Source organism: Streptomyces sp. NPDC047315, from assembly GCF_040643215.1.
Classification (GTDB): domain Bacteria; phylum Actinomycetota; class Actinomycetes; order Streptomycetales; family Streptomycetaceae; genus Streptomyces.
The window spans coordinates 129,120-147,131 of sequence record NZ_JBEYTZ010000009.1; the positions used below are offsets into that span (position 1 = coordinate 129,120).

The 18,012-nt window shown below is 71.8% G+C and carries 14 protein-coding genes and 2 tRNA genes; 5 read left to right on the forward strand and 11 right to left on the reverse strand.

From position 1 onward, the window contains the following. Positions 1-84 precede the first annotated feature (84 nt). Both ABZ842_RS12810 and ABZ842_RS12815 read left to right on the forward strand, forming a co-directional pair. Positions 85-432, forward strand: a complete 348-nt coding sequence (locus tag ABZ842_RS12810; protein ID WP_361536133.1) for a VOC family protein — start codon at positions 85-87, stop codon at positions 430-432. Between the two features lie 131 nt (positions 433-563). After that, positions 564-1,145, forward strand: coding sequence for an HD domain-containing protein (locus tag ABZ842_RS12815; RefSeq protein WP_361536135.1), 582 nt, complete (start codon positions 564-566; stop codon positions 1,143-1,145). Here ABZ842_RS12815 and ABZ842_RS12820 read toward each other — a convergent pair. Together ABZ842_RS12820 and ABZ842_RS12825 are read right to left on the reverse strand one after the other, a co-directional pair. Next, the gene (locus ABZ842_RS12820) at positions 1,133-1,606 is read right to left on the reverse strand and encodes an NUDIX domain-containing protein (protein ID WP_361536137.1); all 474 of its coding nucleotides are present in this window, start codon (positions 1,604-1,606) and stop codon (positions 1,133-1,135) included. The two genes, ABZ842_RS12815 and ABZ842_RS12820, sit on opposite strands and share 13 nt — an antisense overlap. Continuing rightward, positions 1,603-2,367 (reverse strand): helix-turn-helix domain-containing protein, encoded by a 765-nt coding sequence (locus ABZ842_RS12825; protein WP_361536139.1) that lies wholly within the window; start codon positions 2,365-2,367, stop codon positions 1,603-1,605. The genes ABZ842_RS12820 and ABZ842_RS12825 overlap by 4 nt, the downstream gene beginning before the upstream one ends. A 446-nt stretch (positions 2,368-2,813) precedes the next feature. Between ABZ842_RS12825 and ABZ842_RS12830 the strand changes: the two genes are divergently transcribed. Then, positions 2,814-3,968 (forward strand): protein-L-isoaspartate(D-aspartate) O-methyltransferase, encoded by a 1,155-nt coding sequence (locus tag ABZ842_RS12830; RefSeq protein ID WP_361536141.1) that lies wholly within the window; start codon positions 2,814-2,816, stop codon positions 3,966-3,968. Positions 3,969-4,030: 62 nt separating this feature from the next. On the opposite strand, the gene ABZ842_RS12835 is transcribed toward ABZ842_RS12830, so the two are convergent. Both ABZ842_RS12835 and ABZ842_RS12840 read right to left on the reverse strand, forming a co-directional pair. Continuing rightward, positions 4,031-4,103, reverse strand: a tRNA-Arg gene (locus ABZ842_RS12835). A gap of 234 nt (positions 4,104-4,337) precedes the next feature. Next, a tRNA-Ser gene (locus ABZ842_RS12840) sits at positions 4,338-4,428 on the reverse strand. Between the two features lie 352 nt (positions 4,429-4,780). Between ABZ842_RS12840 and ABZ842_RS12845 the strand changes: the two genes are divergently transcribed. Together ABZ842_RS12845 and ABZ842_RS12850 are read left to right on the forward strand one after the other, a co-directional pair. Beyond that, a complete protein-coding gene (locus tag ABZ842_RS12845) occupies positions 4,781-5,287 on the forward strand; it encodes an SSI family serine proteinase inhibitor (RefSeq protein ID WP_361536143.1) in 507 nt (168 codons plus the stop codon). Between the two features lie 173 nt (positions 5,288-5,460). Next, positions 5,461-9,561 carry a PAS domain-containing protein gene (locus ABZ842_RS12850; RefSeq protein WP_361536145.1) on the forward strand — a complete coding sequence of 1,367 codons (4,101 nt, stop codon included), beginning with the start codon at positions 5,461-5,463 and terminating at the stop codon, positions 9,559-9,561. A 127-nt stretch (positions 9,562-9,688) separates the two neighbouring features. Here ABZ842_RS12850 and ABZ842_RS12855 read toward each other — a convergent pair whose 3' ends face one another. The 7 genes from ABZ842_RS12855 to ABZ842_RS12885 form a co-directional block, all read right to left on the reverse strand. After that, complete coding sequence (locus ABZ842_RS12855; RefSeq protein WP_361536147.1) at positions 9,689-11,341, reverse strand: long-chain fatty acid--CoA ligase; 1,653 nt, start codon at positions 11,339-11,341, stop codon at positions 9,689-9,691. A gap of 161 nt (positions 11,342-11,502) precedes the next feature. Then, entirely contained in the window at positions 11,503-12,087 is a 585-nt protein-coding gene (locus ABZ842_RS12860; RefSeq protein ID WP_361536149.1) for a SigE family RNA polymerase sigma factor, read from the reverse strand. A 427-nt stretch (positions 12,088-12,514) separates the two neighbouring features. Then, positions 12,515-13,681 carry a lipid-transfer protein gene (locus tag ABZ842_RS12865; protein WP_361536151.1) on the reverse strand — a complete coding sequence of 389 codons (1,167 nt, stop codon included), beginning with the start codon at positions 13,679-13,681 and terminating at the stop codon, positions 12,515-12,517. Beyond that, a complete protein-coding gene (locus ABZ842_RS12870; protein WP_361536153.1) occupies positions 13,678-14,388 on the reverse strand; it encodes a MaoC/PaaZ C-terminal domain-containing protein in 711 nt (236 codons plus the stop codon). The genes ABZ842_RS12865 and ABZ842_RS12870 overlap by 4 nt, the downstream gene beginning before the upstream one ends. Further along, positions 14,385-15,425 carry an acyl-CoA dehydrogenase family protein gene (locus ABZ842_RS12875; RefSeq protein WP_361536155.1) on the reverse strand — a complete coding sequence of 347 codons (1,041 nt, stop codon included), beginning with the start codon at positions 15,423-15,425 and terminating at the stop codon, positions 14,385-14,387. Before ABZ842_RS12875 ends, ABZ842_RS12870 begins: the two co-directional genes overlap by 4 nt. Position 15,426: 1 nt before the next feature. Next, the gene (locus ABZ842_RS12880) at positions 15,427-16,485 is read right to left on the reverse strand and encodes an OB-fold domain-containing protein (RefSeq protein ID WP_361536402.1); all 1,059 of its coding nucleotides are present in this window, start codon (positions 16,483-16,485) and stop codon (positions 15,427-15,429) included. Positions 16,486-16,589: 104 nt separating this feature from the next. Then, complete coding sequence (locus tag ABZ842_RS12885) at positions 16,590-17,831, reverse strand: acyl-CoA dehydrogenase family protein (protein ID WP_361536404.1); 1,242 nt, start codon at positions 17,829-17,831, stop codon at positions 16,590-16,592. Between the last annotated feature and the right edge of the window lie 181 nt (positions 17,832-18,012).

The window sequence follows — 18,012 nt, forward strand, 5'->3', positions numbered from 1 at the left end:
CGACGCCGGCACGAGCCCCGGACGCATATCCGTAGTACTCCTGAGGAGGCACAAGGACAGGTTCGTTCCCGTTTGGAGTCACCGATGACCGTTCGCCGCGTCGTCCCCAACATCCGCTCGGAGGCCGCGCAGGAGAGCCGGGAGTTCTACGGCCTCCTGGGCTTCGAGGAGGTCATGAACCACGGCTGGATCATGACGCTCGCCTCCCCGTCCAGCCCGACAGCGCAGATCAGCGTCATGACCGCCGACAAGACGGCACCCGTCACCCCCGACATGAGCATCGAGGTGGACGACGTGGACGCGGCCTATGCCACCATCCAGCAGAGCGGTGCGGAGATCGTCCACCCCTTGCAGGACGAGGCGTGGGGCGTACGACGGTTCTTCGTCCGCGACCCCAACGGACGGGTGGTCAACGTCCTGGCCCACCGCTGACGGCCCTCCGCGCCGCCCCGCTCAGCGCCAACACCGGGTGCGGGACGGTGCAGCGCACTCCTCGTGAGCGGCACTCAGGCCCGCGCCGAACGAAGCTGCGCCCGCTCTCCCCCGCCGTAGCCTTGCTCCCCATGGAGCTGACTCGATGGGCCTACGCGCTCTCCGAATCCCTACTGTCCGCGCCGCTCCCGCGCCGTTGGGCCCACTCCCTCGGTGTGGCCGAGCGGGCCCGCTCACTCGCTCCGATACTCGGTGCCGACGCCGAGCTGCTGGAAGCCTCAGCCGTCCTCCACGACATCGGCTACGCACCGTCCATCGCCACCACGGGCTTCCACCCGCTCGACGGAGCCCGGTTCCTCCGGCACTCGGAGTACGCCGACGAACGCGTCGTCAGCCTCGTGGCACACCACTCCTGCGCGGTCCTGGAGGCCGAGGAGCGGGGCCTCCGGCACGACCTGGAGACCGAGTTCGCGCAGGAGCGGCCCGTGCTGCGGGACGCCCTGACCTTCTGCGATATGACGACGACGCCGTACGGGAAGCTCACGACACCGACCGCCCGGCTGGCGGAGATCGTCCAGCGGTACGGTCCGGACACCCTCGTCAGCCGCTTCATCCAGCGGGCCACACCGGAGATGTACGCCGCGGTGCATCGCATCGAGCGTCGTCTGGCCGAGTCCGAGGCCGAGCCCCTGTACCGCGCTCAGCCGATGTAGGGCTCCCGCCGCGATGCGTCCATGCCATGCTGGATGCGCAGCCTCATGGACGGATGGATGTCCAGTCCGTCCAGGTCAGCCGGGTCGACCCAGCGGACGTCCTTGGACTCGCTGCTGGTTCGCAGGGACCCTCGCACCGGGTGTGCCCGGAAGCAGATCGAGAACTGCTGGCGGACCTCGCCGTCGTCGTACGCGATCACGTGCTCGGGGTCGGAGTACAGCCCCACGATGCCGTCCACTTCGACCCGGATGCCGGTCTCCTCCTCCACCTCGCGCACCGCCGTGTCACCGATGCGCTCTCCGATGTCGTGGCCGCCGCCGGGCAGCGCCCACAGGTCGTTGTCGGTCCGATGGATGAGCAGCAGCAGCCCGGCTTCGTCCCTGACGACGGCCGTGACGGAGGGGACGACGGAGTTCGCCTCCGGGGCATCGGGATCACGGAAGTGGTCGATCCGGCTCATGTCTGGAGACCTCCCAGGTCAGTGGGCGAGGAGATGGGCCGTGCCGACTCCCACACTCGCTCGACGCTCTCGGCGTACGAGTCGAACATCCCGCCTCCAGAAACCCGTTGGAGGTGCAGGACCGGGGCCAGATAGGCCCCCATCCCGTAGAGGTGGCCATTGGCGAACATCTCGTCGTCCGCCCGGTAGATGGAGTTGTACAGCGTCGTTGCGTGCAGTCTGAACTCCACGCCAGGCAGCCCGAAGAACGACCTGTAGTTGACCAGAGCGTTCTGAATCTTGCCGGCCAGAGCCGCACCGATGCCTTCGTCCGCGCCACGAACCGCCACCGCATCACTGCCAGGGCTGCCCAGCAGGAATCGGATCTGCACACCGGCAGCGGACTTCTCCCCGACCACCCGGTGAAACGTCGCGTCCTCCGTCAGCCAGAATCCGGAGTACACGAGCACGTCTATCCGTTCCCTCGCCTGCACCATGAGGTCGACGAACGCCGATACGGGCAGATCGGACCGCCGCTCGTAGAACGCCACCAGTTCAGGGCTGTTGGCACGCGCCGCCCGCGTCTCTCTCAGAGCGGGCCAGAGGGCGTACGCACTCTCCCCCAGCGCCTCCGCCGCCAACGCTGCCGTGGTCCGGCGCGGCGTGCGATCGAGGTTGACCCAGCGCTCCACCGACTTGGGGTCGATGCCGACATCCTTCGCGAGTGTGGCGTACGTCCAGCCTCCCGCCGCCAGCGCGGCTCGAAGTCTCTGATTCGGCACGGCTTTCCCCCTCGGGCTCGGGACGGCTCTAGGGACGTTCTACCGGAGACGAACGTCCCCAAGTGAGGTTCGAAGGAGGTTCCCCCGTCCTGATGACGCGAGCCAGGATCTCCGCAACTTGCTGCCCGCTCATCGTCGGGCCTGGTCACCCCTGTTGAGGAGCCGCGTCATGCCGCTGCGTAAACCATCAAGTCGCCCTCGCGCCAACGCCACAGCAGCCGCTCCGAGGTGGGACGAATGACGCGCCCCGGCCCGCCGCCAGGTGATGAAGACCGGGCCCGGATGACGCTGCGGGTGTCGCGGGACTCGGGCCGGACCTGGGGCCCGACCACAGTCGTGTGCTGCGTCGACCCCAAGGACCTACCGGCAGACCCCATCCGGTTTCCGCCCTGCCAGTGCGCACGCTGCCGCGGCACGAGCGACCGGCCCGCCCCGGAGGTGCTGGCGTGAGCGCCTCCGCGACCGATGCCGTGTGGTCGGCCCTGGCCCGCGCCCTGTTCGCGCGCCAGGATCTGACGTCCGACTGGGTGCCCGGCTTCGCCGCCGTACCGCGCTCCGCGTTCCTGCCGGACATCATCTGGCCGTACGACCCCGGGCGCGGCGACCACGTCCGTGTCTCCCGGTTCAACGAACCCGGCGCCTGGTCCACGTACGCGCACTGTGACGTCCCCATCGTCACCCAGTGGGACGAGAACAGCGACGCCCACACACCCCTCACCGAACCCACCAGCTCGTCATCGATGCCCAGCATCACCCTCTCCATGCTCCGCGACCTGGACGTGGGCACCAGCTCGCGTGTGTTGGAGATCGGCACCGGGACCGGGTGGTCGACCGCACTCCTCGCCCACCGCCTCGGCCGACGCAACGTGATCAGCATGGAAGTGGACGCCCCCATCGCAGCCCGGGCCCGGGTCGTCCTCCGGCGCTTCGGGCTGCCCGTAACCGTCGTCAGCGCTGACGGACTCCTCGGGCACGCGGCCGGCGCTCCGTACGACCGCACCATCGCGACCTGCGGCGTACGGGCGATCCCGTACGCGTGGGTGGAACAGTCCCGCCCCGGCGGGCTGATCCTGGTCCCCTGGGGCACCCACTACGCACCCCTGGACATGAACGTCCTCCTCACCGTCGCAGACGACGGCCGCTCCGCGTCCGGGCGCTTCCTCGGACTGGTGGAGTTCACCAAGCTCCGCGCCCACCGCCTCACCTGGCCGAACCACGCCGACCACCTGGCCGCGCACAGCTTCGGCAGCGCGGCGAAATCCCTCACCTCGGTCACCGCTGCGGAGCTGGGCACCGGGCGGTTCGAGCCCTCCCACCTCGCCGTCGGCACCCGCGTCCCCGACTGCGTCCACGCCCCCGCACCCGCCCGCGGCGGCGTGCAACCCGTCTGGTTCTACAGCCTCACGGACAAGTCCTGGGCAGTGGTCCTCTTCCGCAACGGCACCGGACTCGCCACCGTCCGCCAAGCCGGACCACGACACCTCTGGGACGAAGTAGAAGAAGCACTGCACTGGTGGCGAGACGCAGGACGACCCGGCTTCGAACGGTTCGGGCTCACCGTCACGACGGAAGGGCAAACCGTCTGGCTCGACCACCCCTAGCCAGCACACACACCACCACAACGCAAAGAGCCCCGGATCTCTCCGGGGCTCCTGGCCTGCTGTGCACTCGGCAGGATTCGAACCTGCAACCTTCTGATCCGTAGTCAGATGCTCTATCCGTTAAGCTACGAGTGCTTGTGCTTCTCGGGCTTTTCTTCCCGGTCGGCGTTGCGGGAACAACATTACATGACCTGCGGCGTCAGGCGAAATCCATTCATCACACCGGGCCTGACCTGCGAAAACTCCGCTCAGAGGGGTCAGGGCGCGACATGGCCCCGCAGGGGTGGGTGACCGGGGCCACACACAGGCCGTGGGGGAAACACAAGAGCCCCGGGCCAGTGATGGCCGAGGGCTCTCGTGGTCTTGAAGCGGAGGCGGAGGGATTTGAACCCTCGATGGGCGGTAAAACCCAAACCGCATTAGCAGTGCGGCGCCATAGACCGGACTAGGCGACGCCTCCAGCACCCCCCGCGCAAGCGCGAGTGGTGTGCAGATGATGACACAGCCACGCGGGGTGTCACCAATCGCTGACCACGGTACTAGGCGCGCCGGGCCGAGGGCAAAGCACATCCGGGGGCGTCCGGGCGCCTTCACGGGGCGTCCGCGGTACGTCCCCACCCGGCGGGGTGCGCAACGGACGGGCGCGGGGAGCGTTAGACGCGGTGGGGCCGCGTGGCCCCGAGCCGGCGCCGGGTGGGTCCCGTGCGGGGCCGCCGGGTGCCGGTCGGATCGGATTCGCATCCGTACGACGGCACGACGTCAGGACGGCACCACGTCCTCGTGCGCGTCACGGAGAACAAACAGGAGCGTTCATGCTGCGCCGCATCGTCCTCACCGCCTCCGCTTCCGCCGCCGTCCTCACCGCCTTCACCGGCACCGCTCTCACGGGCACCGCCAGCGCCGCGACCGGGCTGCCCGTGCCGCTGCCGGTGCCGTTGGCGTCGCTGCTCGGGGAGGAGCCGCAGGACCGGTTGACGGTCGTCGTGTCGGAGACCGGGAACCCGCGGACCGACGGGCGGTACGAGCTGGACTGCAGCCCCGCCGGGGCGAAGGGCGCACTCGGGATCCCCGGCGGGACGCACCCCGCGGCGGTGGGGGCGTGTGCCCGGCTCGACGAGATGGCGCGGGAGGGGGAGAACCCGTTCGCGCCCGTGCCGCGGGACGCGCTGTGCACCCAGCAGGCCGGCGGGCCGGCCACCGCTCGGGTCACCGGGACCTGGCAGGGGCAGCGGGTGGACTCCACGTTCACCCGGCAGAACGGATGTGAGATCTCCCGCTGGAACCTGATGCGGCCGATCCTCCCGAGCGCCGGCGCATAGTGGCCCACGGGCAGCTCGCAGGGGGTCGCGTACGTCGTACGGTCACCGGAAACGCACCTCTTGCACACACAACCCGGATGAGAGCTGCCCCTCTTCCCCCGCCCCCGCGCAGCCGCTGCCTTTAGACTCCCTCCCAGTGACAGGCTGAAGGGCAGCAGGGAGGAACCGTCGTCGTGAGCAGCAGGCCATCCCGAGGCGCTGCTCGCCTCGCAGCCATACTCGACGCGCTCCCCGACGGGCTCGTGCTGGTGAATTGCAACGGCACGGTCGTCAACGCCAACACCATCGCGCTCGAACTCTTCGAGGCGCCGGGCACCGCACTGGTCGGACGCGGGCTGCTGGATCTGCTGCCCGCGTTCGACTCCAGGCTCATCCCCGGGTCGATGCGCCGCCCGGAGGCGGCCGGCCCGCGCGGTCGTACGAAGCCGACGCGGATGATGGCGCGGCGCACGGACGGCAGCGAGTTCCCCGTGGAGGTCACCAGCGCCAGTCTGGAGGACGGGCGGGAGGCGTACGACGCGCAGCACTCGCTCTACACCGGCGACGAACTGCTGATGCTGGTGGTGCGGGACCTGTCGGGGACGGTGGACACCGAGGCGGAGCTGGCGCGATCGCAGCGACAGACCGAGATGATCCTGCGGGCCGCGGCCGAGGGCGTCGTCGGTACGGACACCGAGGGCCGGGTCGTCCTCGTCAATCCGGCCGCGGCGCAGATCCTCGGGTTCCGCGCCAGCGACCTGGGCGGGCAGGAGTTGCACCCGCTGGTGCTGCACTCGCGCGAGGACGGCAAGCCGTTCCCGTACAACGAGTCGCCGCTCGCGGACACGCTCAGGTCGGGGCGGAAGCACCGGGTCCGCGGGCAGGTGCTGTGGGCGAAGAACGGCTCGCGGGTGCCGGTCGACCTGACGACCTCGCCGGTGCGGGACGGGGACCAGCTCGTCGGCGCGGTGATGACGTTCACCGATCGCCGACCGATCGAGAAGCTGGTCGAGCAGCACGCGGCCGAGTTGACGGGGACGACGGAGCGGCTGACGGGCGAGCTGGAGCAGGCGCGGGAGCAGCACGCGGCCGAACTCGCCGACAAGGCCGAGCGGTACACCGTCGAGATCGAGGGGCGCGACGAGCGGTTCCTCGCGCTGGCGGGGCGGCAGGAGCAGCTCACTGCGGTGCTCGGGGACGCGTTGCGCGGGCCCTTGGAGGAGCTGCGGGCCGAGTTGGGGACGCTGGCGGCCGATCCGGCGGGGCAGTTGTGGCCCGAGGCGAATCAGATCCTGCACCACCTGGCCGCCGGGTACTCCCGGATGACGACGCTGATCGACAACGTCCTCGGCTTCCAGCGTCTCGACGCGGGCGGGGAGGAGTTGGCCAAGTCGAAGTCGCTGCTCGACGCGGTCGTGACGGCCGGTGTCGAGGGTGCGGTGGAGCTGATCGGGCCGGGGCGGGTGCAGTTCGCGGTGCACGCGCCGCGGATCGAGGCCGAGGTGGACGCGGGTCGGCTGGCGACGGCGCTGGCGCATCTGATCGCGGACGTGGCCGGGGTCGACTCGACGGGGAAGACCCGTCCGGTGGCGGCTCCCGAAGCGGGTACGGGTGTGGGCACGGCTACGGGTGCTCCGGCGGCTCGTGCTGGCGGTGGTGCTGGTGCTGGTGCGGCGTACGTGGACTCCACGGTCGTGGTCGCGGCGGCGCAACGCGGTGACGTCGTACGGCTTGAGGTGCGCGGGCCCTTCCCCGGCGGCGATCCGGTGCACCAGCCGATCGTGCGCGGGATCGTGGCGGCGCACGGCGGGGTGGTGCAGACGCACGAGGTGCCGGGGATGAGCGGCAGTGCGTACGTGGTGGAGGTGCCGCTCGGCGAGGGCGCGGGGGCCGTGGCCGCCGCGGCGCCGGTGGTCGGGCGCGAGCTGGAACTTCCGGCGGCGCAGGAGGCCCGTAAGCAGGGCGGCGCCCAGCAGGGCGGACCTCAGCAGGGCGGACCTCAGCAGAGTGTGACGGAGGGCGTGCAGCGGGGCGTTCAGCAGGCCGCCGAGGGGCGGGCGCTGGCTCTGCCGGAGCAGGCGTCGGGGGATCCGGCGCCGGGCGGCGGGCGGCGCAGGGCCCGTCGGGGGTCGACGGACGCGTTCCTGGCGAGCCCGCTGGAGGCGGAGTCGGCCGCTGGTGAGGGCGGCGCCGGTGGCGACGGCGGTGCCGAGGGCGGGACCGGGCGTCGGCGCGGGCGGCCGAGCCCTGCGGAGGGCGGTGCTCCGGCCGAAGGTTCGGTGGTGTCCGCCGCCGAGGGCGCGGCGCAGGGCGGGCGGCCCGCGCTGGGCGAGGCGGTGCCGCCGCAGGGCGTACCGGCCGAAGCGGCTGCCGGTGGCAGTCGACGTGCACGGCACGGCGGGGTTCCGGAGCTGCCGGCCGGTGGGCCGCTGGCCGGTGGGCCGGGCGCGGCCCAAGGGCAGGTGCCGGTGCCGGCCCAGGGTCCCGTACCGCCGCAGGCTCCGGTGCCGGCCCGGGTGCCGGTGCCACCGCAGGCTCCGGTGCCTCCGCAGGGGGTCGCGCCGCAGCCCGTACCACCGCAGGTGCCCGTACCGCCGCAGGCTCCGGTGCCGGCGCAGCTGCCGGTGCCTCCGCAGGGGTCCGTACCGCAGCCGGTGCCGCCGCGCGGTGCGGTGCCGGCGCCCGTACCTGCGCAGGCGCAGGCTCCCGTACCGGCCGCGGCGGAGGCCGTCGCGGGGCGGCGGGCCCGTCGGGCGCTCGCGCCCGCGCCCGCCGAGGACCCGGCGCCGCAGGCCGCCGCGCGTCCGCCCTTCGCACTGTCCGCCGGGGACGCGGCGCAGCACGAGGCCGCGCGCACCGGGCCCGACGGCGACGAGTTCACGCCGCCGCAGCCGCACCCCGTGGTGCCGCCGGGGCCGACGGGGCGCCGTAGGGCGCGTCGGGAGATCGAGGGCCAGGCCGGGCCGGGGGCCCAGGGCGAGCACAAGGACCAGCCGACGGAGGGCACGGCTCCGGCCACACAGCAGGCGCAGGCCGCACAGCAGGCGCAGGCGGCTCAGCCCTCTGACGTACGGTCGCTGGAGCAGGGGCCGCGGTCCCTCTCCCAGCCGTTGCCGGCCGAGGCTCCGATGCCGGCGGACGCCTCGCAGGGACGGGCGTTCAGCGTACGGACCCTGGGACAGGGCGTCCCGTTCACACCGAACCAGAGCCAGAACCAGGCACAGGCACAGGCACAGGCACAAGGGCAGCAGGCACAGCAGGGGCAACCGGGTCAGGCGGCGCAGGCCCCCAACTCCGGCTCCGGCCGCCGTCGCAAACTGGCCACCCCGCCCACCGCGGACCGCCCCGAACCGACACCGCAGCAACAGCAGCAACCTCAGCCGAGCGGTCACACCCAGTCCGCGCTCCGGCTCCCCACACCCGGGGAGCGCGAGCAGGAAGAGCAGGGGCGCGCGTACGCCATAGGCGCCCCCGACGAGGGCGCCGCCGAGGGCCCCGAGCCGCTGGACGGCCCGGGCGGTGCGGTCGAGGTCACCAACCGGCCGCTCCCCCAGCCCGTGGACGACGAACTGCCGCCCGAGCCGTTGGACAACCCGCGCCGGCTGCTGGTCTGGCCCGCGCCGGACGTCTCCACCCAACAGGCGCTCAGCGACCGCGGCTACCGTCCCGTCGTCGTGCACTCACGCGAGGAGGTCGACGCGCAGATCGCCGCCTTCCCCGCGGCGCTGTTCGTCGACCCGCTCACCGGCCCGATCACGCGTACCGCGCTCCAGTCGCTGCGCCAGGCGGCGGTGGCGGCGGAGGTTCCGGTGCTGGTCACGGCCGGCCTGGGGCAGGCGACCCGGGAGGCCGCGTACGGCGCCGACCCCGCGGTCCTGCTGAAGGCGCTCGCCCCGCGCGACAGCGAACAGCACCCCTCGCGCGTACTGCTGATCGAGGAGCACGAGGAGATCGCACTGGCGTTGACGGAGGCGTTGGAGCGTCGCGGCCTCCAGGTCGCGCGCGCCGCCGCGGACGCGGACGCGGTCTCGCTCGCGGCCCAGATGCGGCCGAACCTCGTCGTGATGGACCTGATGCAGGTGCGTCGGCGCCGCGCCGGGATCATCGACTGGCTACGGGCCAACGGGCAGCTGAACCGTACGCCGCTGGTCGTCTACACGTCGGCCGGGCTCAACCGCGCCGAGTTGCCGCGGCTGTCGTCCGGCGAGACGGTGCTCTTCCTCGCGGAGCGGTCGACGAGCGCCGAGGTCCAGTCACGGATCGTGGATCTACTCGCCAAGATCGGCACGAACTAGTACGAACTGGTGCGAACTAGTACGAACGAGAACGGACACGGGCCGAAGTCGGTTCGGGTCCGGGACCACGGCGGTCCCGGACCCGTTCCGTTCGTTCCGTTCGTTCCGTTCGTTCACGAGGTGGCGGCTACAGCTTCGTCACTTCGAGCTCGCCGTCCGCGTACTGCCGACGGATCGCCCGCTTGTCGAACTTGCCGATGTTCGTCTTCGGCACCTCGGGCACCAGCACCCACCGCTCCGGCAGTTGCCACGACGCGAGGCTCTCGCCGAGGAACGCCCGCAGCGCCGCGTAGTCCACGCTCGCGCCCTCCGCGAGGACGACGGTCGCCAGCGGGCGCTCGCCCCACTTCTGGTCCGGCACGGCCACCACCGCCGCCTCGACGACCTCGGGGTGCGCCATCAGGGCGTTCTCCAGCGCGATGCTGGAGATCCACTCGCCGCCGGACTTGATGACGTCCTTCACCCGGTCGGTGAGGGTGAGGTAGCCGTCGGCGCTGATCACGCCGACATCACCGGTCTTCAGCCAGCCGTCCTCGCTGAACTTGTCCGCCGGCCTGACGGGCTCGGCGTCGACGCCGCCGAAGTACGCGGCGGCGATCCACGGCCCGCGCACCTCCAGCTCACCCGCCGACTCGCCGTCCCAGGGCAGCACGTCCCCGCCGGGCCCGACGACCCTGGCTTCGACGCCGGCCGGGAAGCGACCCTGGGTGACGCGGTACGACCACTCCTCCTCGGGCGTCAGCCCGGCCGGCGGGTGGGCCATCGTGCCGAGCGGCGAGGTCTCCGTCATGCCCCAGGCGTGACAGAGCCGTACGCCGATCTTGTCGTACGCCTCCATCAGCGCGGGCGGACAGGACGAGCCCCCGATGGTGACCATCCGCATGGAGCTCAGGTCGCGGGGATTCGCGGTGACCTCGGCGAGCAGGCCGTGCCAGATGGTGGGGACGGCGGCGGCGTGGGTCGGCCGCTCCTTCTCGATCATCTCGGCGAGGGGGGCGGGCTGGAGGAAACGATCAGGCATCAGCATGTTCACGCCGGTCATAAACGTGGCGTGCGGTATCCCCCACGCGTTGACGTGGAACTGCGGCACGACGACGAGGGTGGTGTCCCGGTCCGTCAGCGACATCGACTCGGCCATGCTGACCTGCATCGAGTGCAGATAGACGGAGCGGTGGGAGAAGACCACTCCCTTGGGGTCGCCGGTGGTGCCGGAGGTGTAGCACATGGCGGCGGCGGTGCGTTCGTCCAGCTCGGGCCAGTCGAAGGTGGTCGGGCGGCCCGCGATCAGCTCCTCGTACTCGTGCACCTGCGCCCGGGAGTCGACGCCGTCGAGCAGGCTGCGGTCGCCCGGCCCGGAGACGACGACGTGCTCGACCGTCGGCAGGTGCGGGAGGAGGGGGGCGAGCAGCGGCAGCAGGGAGCCGTTGACGATGACGACGCCGTCGGCGGCGTGGTTCGCGATCCACACCAGCTGCTCGGCGGGGAGGCGGAGGTTGAGCGTGTGCAGTACGGCGCCCATGGACGGGATCGCCAGATACGCCTCGACGTGCTCGGCGTTGTTCCACATCAGCGTGGCGACCCGCTGGTCTCCGTCGACGCCCAGCTCGTCACGGAGCGCGTTCGCCAGTTGGGCCGCGCGGTCGCCGATCTCGGCGAAGCTGCGGCGATCCGGCTCGGGGGCCCCGGTCCACGTGATGACCTGGGACTTCCCATGGATTCGGCGTCCGTGCTCCAGAATCCGTGAAGTCAGCAGCGGTGCGTCCTGCATGGTGCTCAGCACGGCGTCCTCCTGGTGGGCGCTGGCGCGCTACGTGGCAGTAAGGGTGTGCAGATTCTGCATGTGCACCCCGGGATGCCACCACCCCTAGGGAAGCGCAATCGCTTCGTGCTGCTCGTGCCCGTCGTGCCGATCGATCAGCGGACCGGGATCAGCGGACCAGGTCAGCGGACCGGGGTCAGCTCGGGGTCCTCGCGCAGCTTGCCGAGCGCGCGGGACACGGCGCTCTTGACCGTGCCCACCGAGACCCCGAGCACCTCGGCGGTCTGGGCCTCGCTCAGGTCTTCGTAGTACCGCAGGACGACCATGGCGCGCTGGCGGTCCGGCAGCTTCATCACGGCGCGCCACATCGCGTCGTGCAGCACCTGCTGCTCGGCGGGGTCCGGCGTGGGCGAGGTTTCGCGCTCGGGCAGCTCGTCGCAGGCGAACTCGTCCACCTTGCGCTTGCGCCACTGCGAAGTGCGGGTGTTGAGCAGGGCGCGGCGGACGTAACCGTCGAGGGCGCGGTGGTCCTCGATGCGCTCCCATGCGACGTACGTCTTCGTGAGCGCGGTCTGGAGCAGGTCTTCCGCGTCGCTCGGGTTCGCCGTGAGGGAGCGGGCGGTGCGCAGCAGCACGGGCCCCCGTGCCCGTACGTACGACGAGAACGACGGGTAACGGGCGTAGGTCGCATACCGTGCGTCGGCTCCGTACGACGGAGGCACCGACCGGGCGGCCTTCGAAGCGCTTGTGCAGACTGGCGTGGTCATAGCCTCCAACGTAGGAGCGGAGGCGGCTCCAGCGGATCGGCCAGAGGTCCCGAAGGCATCTCCCCCTCAGGTTGTAGTGGTGGCGTCAACCCCACCTCCTGAAGGTGGAGACGACCCTCAGGAGCGATGACACCGCCCTCGGGGAGAGACGCGGACGGCCCTACGGAACGGGTGCCCCCGCATGCCGTTCGTAACCGTGGACCGAGCACAGAACTGCCGTAAACCGGCCAACGAGGGCCCGCGTCCGAGTCGTACGACCAGGGTGGAGACCCCGTACGACTCCAGGTGGACATCGCCCTCGGGGATTCCCGGGGTCGTACTCCTTCGGTACCGGGGACGGGTGCGGGCAGGCGTCCGCGGCGGGTCTCATCGGTCCACGACGCCGTCTCTTCGGCCCGCGGCGGGTCTCCACGGTCCGCGGCGGGTCTCATCGATCCGCTCCCAGGATCAGGCCCGAGGTGGGAACGCCCGTGCCCGCCGTCACCAGGGTGTGCTTCGCGCCCGCCGCTTGGTTCACGGAAGTGCCGCGGATCTGTCGAACCCCTTCCGCTATGCCGTTCATCCCGTGCAGGTACGCCTCACCGAGCTGCCCGCCGTGAGTGTTCAGCGGCAGGGCGTCCGCCGCGACGAAATCCGCGCCTTCCCCCGGGCCGCAGAAGCCGAACTCCTCCAACTGCATCAGCACGAACGGCGTGAAGTGGTCGTAGATGATGCCGACGTCCATGTCGTCGGGGCGGAGCCCCGAGGTGCGCCAGAGCTGGCGGGCGACCACGGCCATCTCGGGCAGGCCGGTCAGGTCGTCACGGTAGAAGCTGGTCATCTGCTCCTGCGCCCGCCCGGCGCCCTGGGCCGCCGCGACGACCACGGCCGGTGGATGGCGCAGGTCCCGGGCGCGCTCCCGGCTGGTGACGACCAACGCCTGACCGCCGTCCGTCTCCTGGCAGCAGTCCAGCAGCCGCAGCGGCTCCACGATCCACCGCGACGCGGCGTGCTCGGCGAGCGTGATCGGCTGACCGTGGAAGTACGCGGCGGGGTTACGGGCCGCGTGCCGGCGGTCGGTGACGGCGACGTGGCCGAACGCCTCCGGGGTGAGGCCGTACGCGTGGAGGTAGCGCCGGGCGGCCATGGCGACCCAGGAGGCCGGGGTCAGCAGGCCGGACGGCAGGTTCCAACCGAGGGCCGCGCCCTCTGCCGACGGCTCCCGCTGCTGTACGCCCGCACCGAAGCGGCGGCCGGACCGTTCGTTGAAGGCGCGGTAGCAGACGACGACCTCGGCGATGCCGGCGGCGACGGCGAGGGCGGCCTGGAGGACGGTGGCGCAGGCCGCGCCGCCGCCGTAGTGGACGCGGGAGAAGAAGGAGAGCTCGCCGATGCCGGCCGCCTGGGCGACGGTGATCTCGGGGCTGGTGTCCATGGTGAAGGTGACGAGCCCGTCGACGTCGTCGGGGGAGAGACCGGCGTCGTCCAGCGCCGCGCGCACCGCCTCGACGGCCAGCTTCAGCTCGCTGCGGCCCGAGTCCTTGGAGAACTCGGTGGCCCCGATGCCGACGACGGCCGCGCGACCGCCGAGGGCGTCCTTGGTGTGCAGGCTCATCGGGGACCCTCCTTTTCGCATGGGGAGTGGGTGGCGCTCGTGCCGGGGTCGGTCGGGTCAGCCCGAGCAGCCGGGGCAGGCAGGGCAGCCGGGGCAGCTGAGGCGGGGAGGGTGACCGTGACCGTGCCGGTGACGTGGGTGCCGATGCCGTTGGCGCCGGTGATCCTTATCTCCGCCACGCTGCCGCCGCTCTCGCCGCTCCTGCCGTCCTTGCTCCTGCCGCCACCTCCGTCACCACCTCCGTCGTCGTCACGGATCGAGGTCACGGTGCCGCGCAGCACCATGGTGTCCCCGGGATAGTTGGGCGCACCGAGGCGGATGGCGACCTTGCGGAGCACGGCCCGGGGCCCGATGCGGTCGGTGACGTACCTCCCGACCAGACCGTTCGTCGTCAGGATGTTCATGAAGATGTCCGGGGAGCCCTTCCGGCGCGCCAGCTCCGCGTCGTGGTGCACGTCCTGGTAGTCGCGGGAGGCAATCGCGCCGGAGACGATCAGGGTGCGGGTGACGGGGATCTCCAGCGGGGCCAGTTCGTCCCCGGGCCGCAACGGCGCGGGGTCGAGGTCAGGGCCGGGGTCGACGCCACTGTCCGGGACGCTGTCCACGCCAGGGCCCGGGTCACGGCGCGGGCTGTCGCGCGCGCCGTGGTGCGAGTCGTGGTGCGAGTCATCGCGTGAGCCGTCGGTGTCCGGGGTCGTCGTGGTCATGCCGCTTCCTCCTCGCGTGCGAGCAGGGTGCCCAGCTCCGCCAGGACTTCGGCGCCACCGCCCAGGTACGCGTCCAACTGCCGCCCCCACAGGAAGTGCCGGTGGACCGGGTGGTCCAGGTCGGCGCCGAGTCCGCCGTGCAGGTGTTGGCCCGTGTGCACCACCCGCTTGCCCGCCTCGGAGGCCCACCAGGCAGCGGTGAGCGCGTGGGTGTCGTACGGCAGGCCCTCGTCACGGCGCCAGGCGGCTTCGTACGCCGTGACCCGGATCGCTTCCGTGTCCATATACGCGTCGGCCGCGCGCATCAGGACCGCCTGGTGGGTGGAGAGCGGCCGGCCGAACTGCTCCCGGACGGCGGTGTGCTCGACCACGCGGGCAAGGGAGCCGGCGCACGCTCCGGCCTGGAGTCCGGCGAAGGCCACCCGCACGGTGGCGAGTACGTCCTCGTACGCAGCCGGGCCGGCGCCGAGCCGTTCTGCAGGGGTGGCATCCAGGGCGAGCCGGCCGGCCGACCACGGTGCCGTGGTCTCCACGTCCTCGACGGCCGGCGCGTCCGCGACCCGTACCCACCACAGGGCCTGCGCCGCGTCCGCGACCAGGACGTCCGTGGCGTCGCGCAACCAGGGGACCCAGGGGACGGTGCCGGTGAGCCGGCCCGCGTCCGAACTCCGCACCGCGCCGGCGCCCGCGGTGAGGGCGCCCGTCGCGATCCGGGTGCCGTCGCGCAGCCCGGGGAGCAGGCGGGCGCGTTGGTCCTCCGTGCCGTGAGTGAGGACCGGCAGCAGGCCGTACGCCGCGGTCACGGCCAGGGGCGTCTGGGCGGTCCGGCGTCCCTGCTCCTCCAGCAGCAGCACCAGGCCCAGCAGCCCCACGTCCTCGGCCGCGCCGGTCAGCCCGGACGCGCACAGGGCACGCCACAGCTCGGGATCGCTTCCGCTGCCGAGGCGGGAGAGGCGATCGGGGGTGGCCAGGTCCCCGAAGATCGTGGCCGCGAGATCCCGCGCGGCGGCCTGCTCCTCGGTGGGGGTGAAGTCCATGTCAGCTCCCCTCAGACTGGGCCGCTGCTGCCGTCGGCTCCTCGACGACGCGGAAGACAGGCAGCACCAGAGCGTCGTCCGCGCTGTCCGCCCTGCCCGCCCCGTTCTCGGCGTCTGCACCGTCCGCCGCGTCTGCGACCCGGTGGAACTCCAACTCCACGGGCATCCCGACGCGCACCCGGTCGTACGAAACCCCGGTCAGCCCGGCGACGATCCGCACGCCCTCCGCCAACTCGACCAGCCCGACGGCGTAGGGCGGGTCGAAGGCCGGGAACGGGGGGTGGTGCATCACGACGTACGAGAAGACGGTGCCCGTGCCGGCGGCGGGAACGGCGTCCCAGGCGTCCGAACCGCAGGCGTTGCACCCGGGCAGCCAGGGGAAGCGGAGCCGCGCACAGGCCGTACAGCGCTGGATCAGCAACTGGTGCGCGGCAACGCCCTGCCAGAATCCGGCGTTGTCGCGGTTGACGACCGGACGGGGGCGGCGGGCCACGCCCGCGCCGCGGGGCGGTGCGGTCCCGGGGGTGTCCCCTGGTCGGCGCTGGCGCTTCGCGGGGGCGTACTTCAGGATGCGGAAGCGGTGCGTCCCGGCCAGTTGGCCGTCGGCGCGCACGTCCATGCGGGTCGTGATGAAGTGGCCCATGCCCAGGGCGGTCCGCTTGCGCGGGGAGACGGACTCGATCACCGCGTCGAAGGTGATCCGCTGCCCGGGGCGCAGCGGAAGCAGATACTCCTGCTCGCAGTCGGTGGCGACGACCGATCCGTAACCGGCCGAGTCGAGCAGCGCGAACATCTCGTCGTGGGCGCTGCCGTGGTCCGAGTCCACGTCCGGGTTCACATCCACGTCCGCGCCAGCGTCTGGGACTTGAGAGCGGGTGTGTCCGGACAGCCCGCCCATCGTCCACGCCTGGAGCATCGTGGGCGGGGCGACGGCGTCCGGGCCACGGTACGCCGGGTTGGTGTCGCCCATCGCCTCGCACCAGTGCCTGATCATGGGCTCGTTGATCAAATCCTTGCCGACACCGCCGATGACGGCGGGCCGGCCCTCGAACTCCTTCAACTGCGCATATACGTCAACGGGGTCGGCGGGCGCGGTGAAGTCGGCGGGGTCCCCCGCCGGCGCCGATCCCGAAGTCACGGTCGTCCCTTGCGTCGTCTGCGTCGTCATCGGCTCCCCCTCTTCATGCTCTTCATGCCGAGTCGCATCGTTGCCACGATCTCGCGCTGCACCTCGCTCACGCCTCCCCCAAAGGTGTTGATCTGAGCGGCCCGGTTCCCCCTTTCGAGCTCCCCCGCTCCCAGCGCTCCCGGTGAACCTGCACGGATCAAGCCCTCGTCGCCCGCGATCTCCTGGCAGATGCGGTACACCTCCACCGCGGACTCGGTACCGGCGAACTTCACGCCGCTGGCGTCGCCCGGCGCCAGCCGCCCCGCGCCCACGTCCCCCACCAAACGCCAGTTCAGGAGGCGGGTCGCGGCGAGCCGGGCGTGTGCTTCTGCGGCTCGGATGCGTACCCACGGCTCGTCGACGCGGCGCGTGCCGGTGACGGGGTCGGGCCGGCGGGCGCGGGCGAGAGCGGACGCGAAGACGTCCTCGGCCTGCATGCCGATGGCGGCGAGGGCGACGCGTTCGTGGTTGAGCTGGTTGGTGATCAGCCGCCAGCCGTCGTTCTCCGCGCCGACGAGGTTGGCGGCGGGGACCCGTACGCCGTCGTAGTACGTCGCCGTGGTGGTCAGCCCGCCCACGGTGTGGATCGGCGTCCAGGAGAACCCCGGGTCGTCGGTGGGCACGAGCACGATGGAGATGCCCCGGTGCTTGGGAGCGTCGGGATCCGTGCGACAGGCGAGCCAGATCCAGTCGGCGTTCTGGGCGTTGCTGGTGAAGACCTTCTGGCCGTCGATGACCCAGGTGCCCTCGTCCGGGGAGTCGGCCCGGAAGCCCTCGTCGGGGGAGGCCGCCGGCGCGCTACGGGGGGCGGTCGACGGCGCCCGGACGGCTCGGGTGCGGAGCGCCGCGAGGTCGGTCCCGGCCTCGGGCTCGCTGTAACCGATCGCGAAGACGAGTTCGCCGCGCAGTATGCGGGGGAGGAAGTGGGACTTCTGTGCCGTGGTGCCGTACTGCATCAGGGTCGGGCCGACGGTGTTCAGGGTCACCATCGAGACGGGTGCACCGGCCCGGTACGCCTCGTCGAAGAAGACGAACTGCTCGTCGGGGCCGCGGCCCTGGCCCCCGTACTCGACGGGCCAGCCCAGGCCGAGCAGCCCGTCGTCGCCGATGCGGCGCAGCAGCGCGCGCTGCCGAGGTGCGTCGGTGGCGGGCGGGGGCCCTTCGGGCATCAGGTCCCGGAAGTAGGAGCGGAGTTCGGCGCGCAGCTTTCGCTGGCGCTCGGTCGGGGCGAGGTGCACGGCGGCGGCCTCCCGGGCGGGTGCAAGGGCGTGAAGGCGTGAAGGCATGGGCGCGTGAACGTGCGGACGTGCCGGTGGTTGAGCTGTATGGACACCAGTTCCGGCGCTTCTGAATTTCTGACTGTCCGTCAGAAACAGACCTCTGTCAAGGTCATCGCCGCACGCACGAAACCGCCCGTGC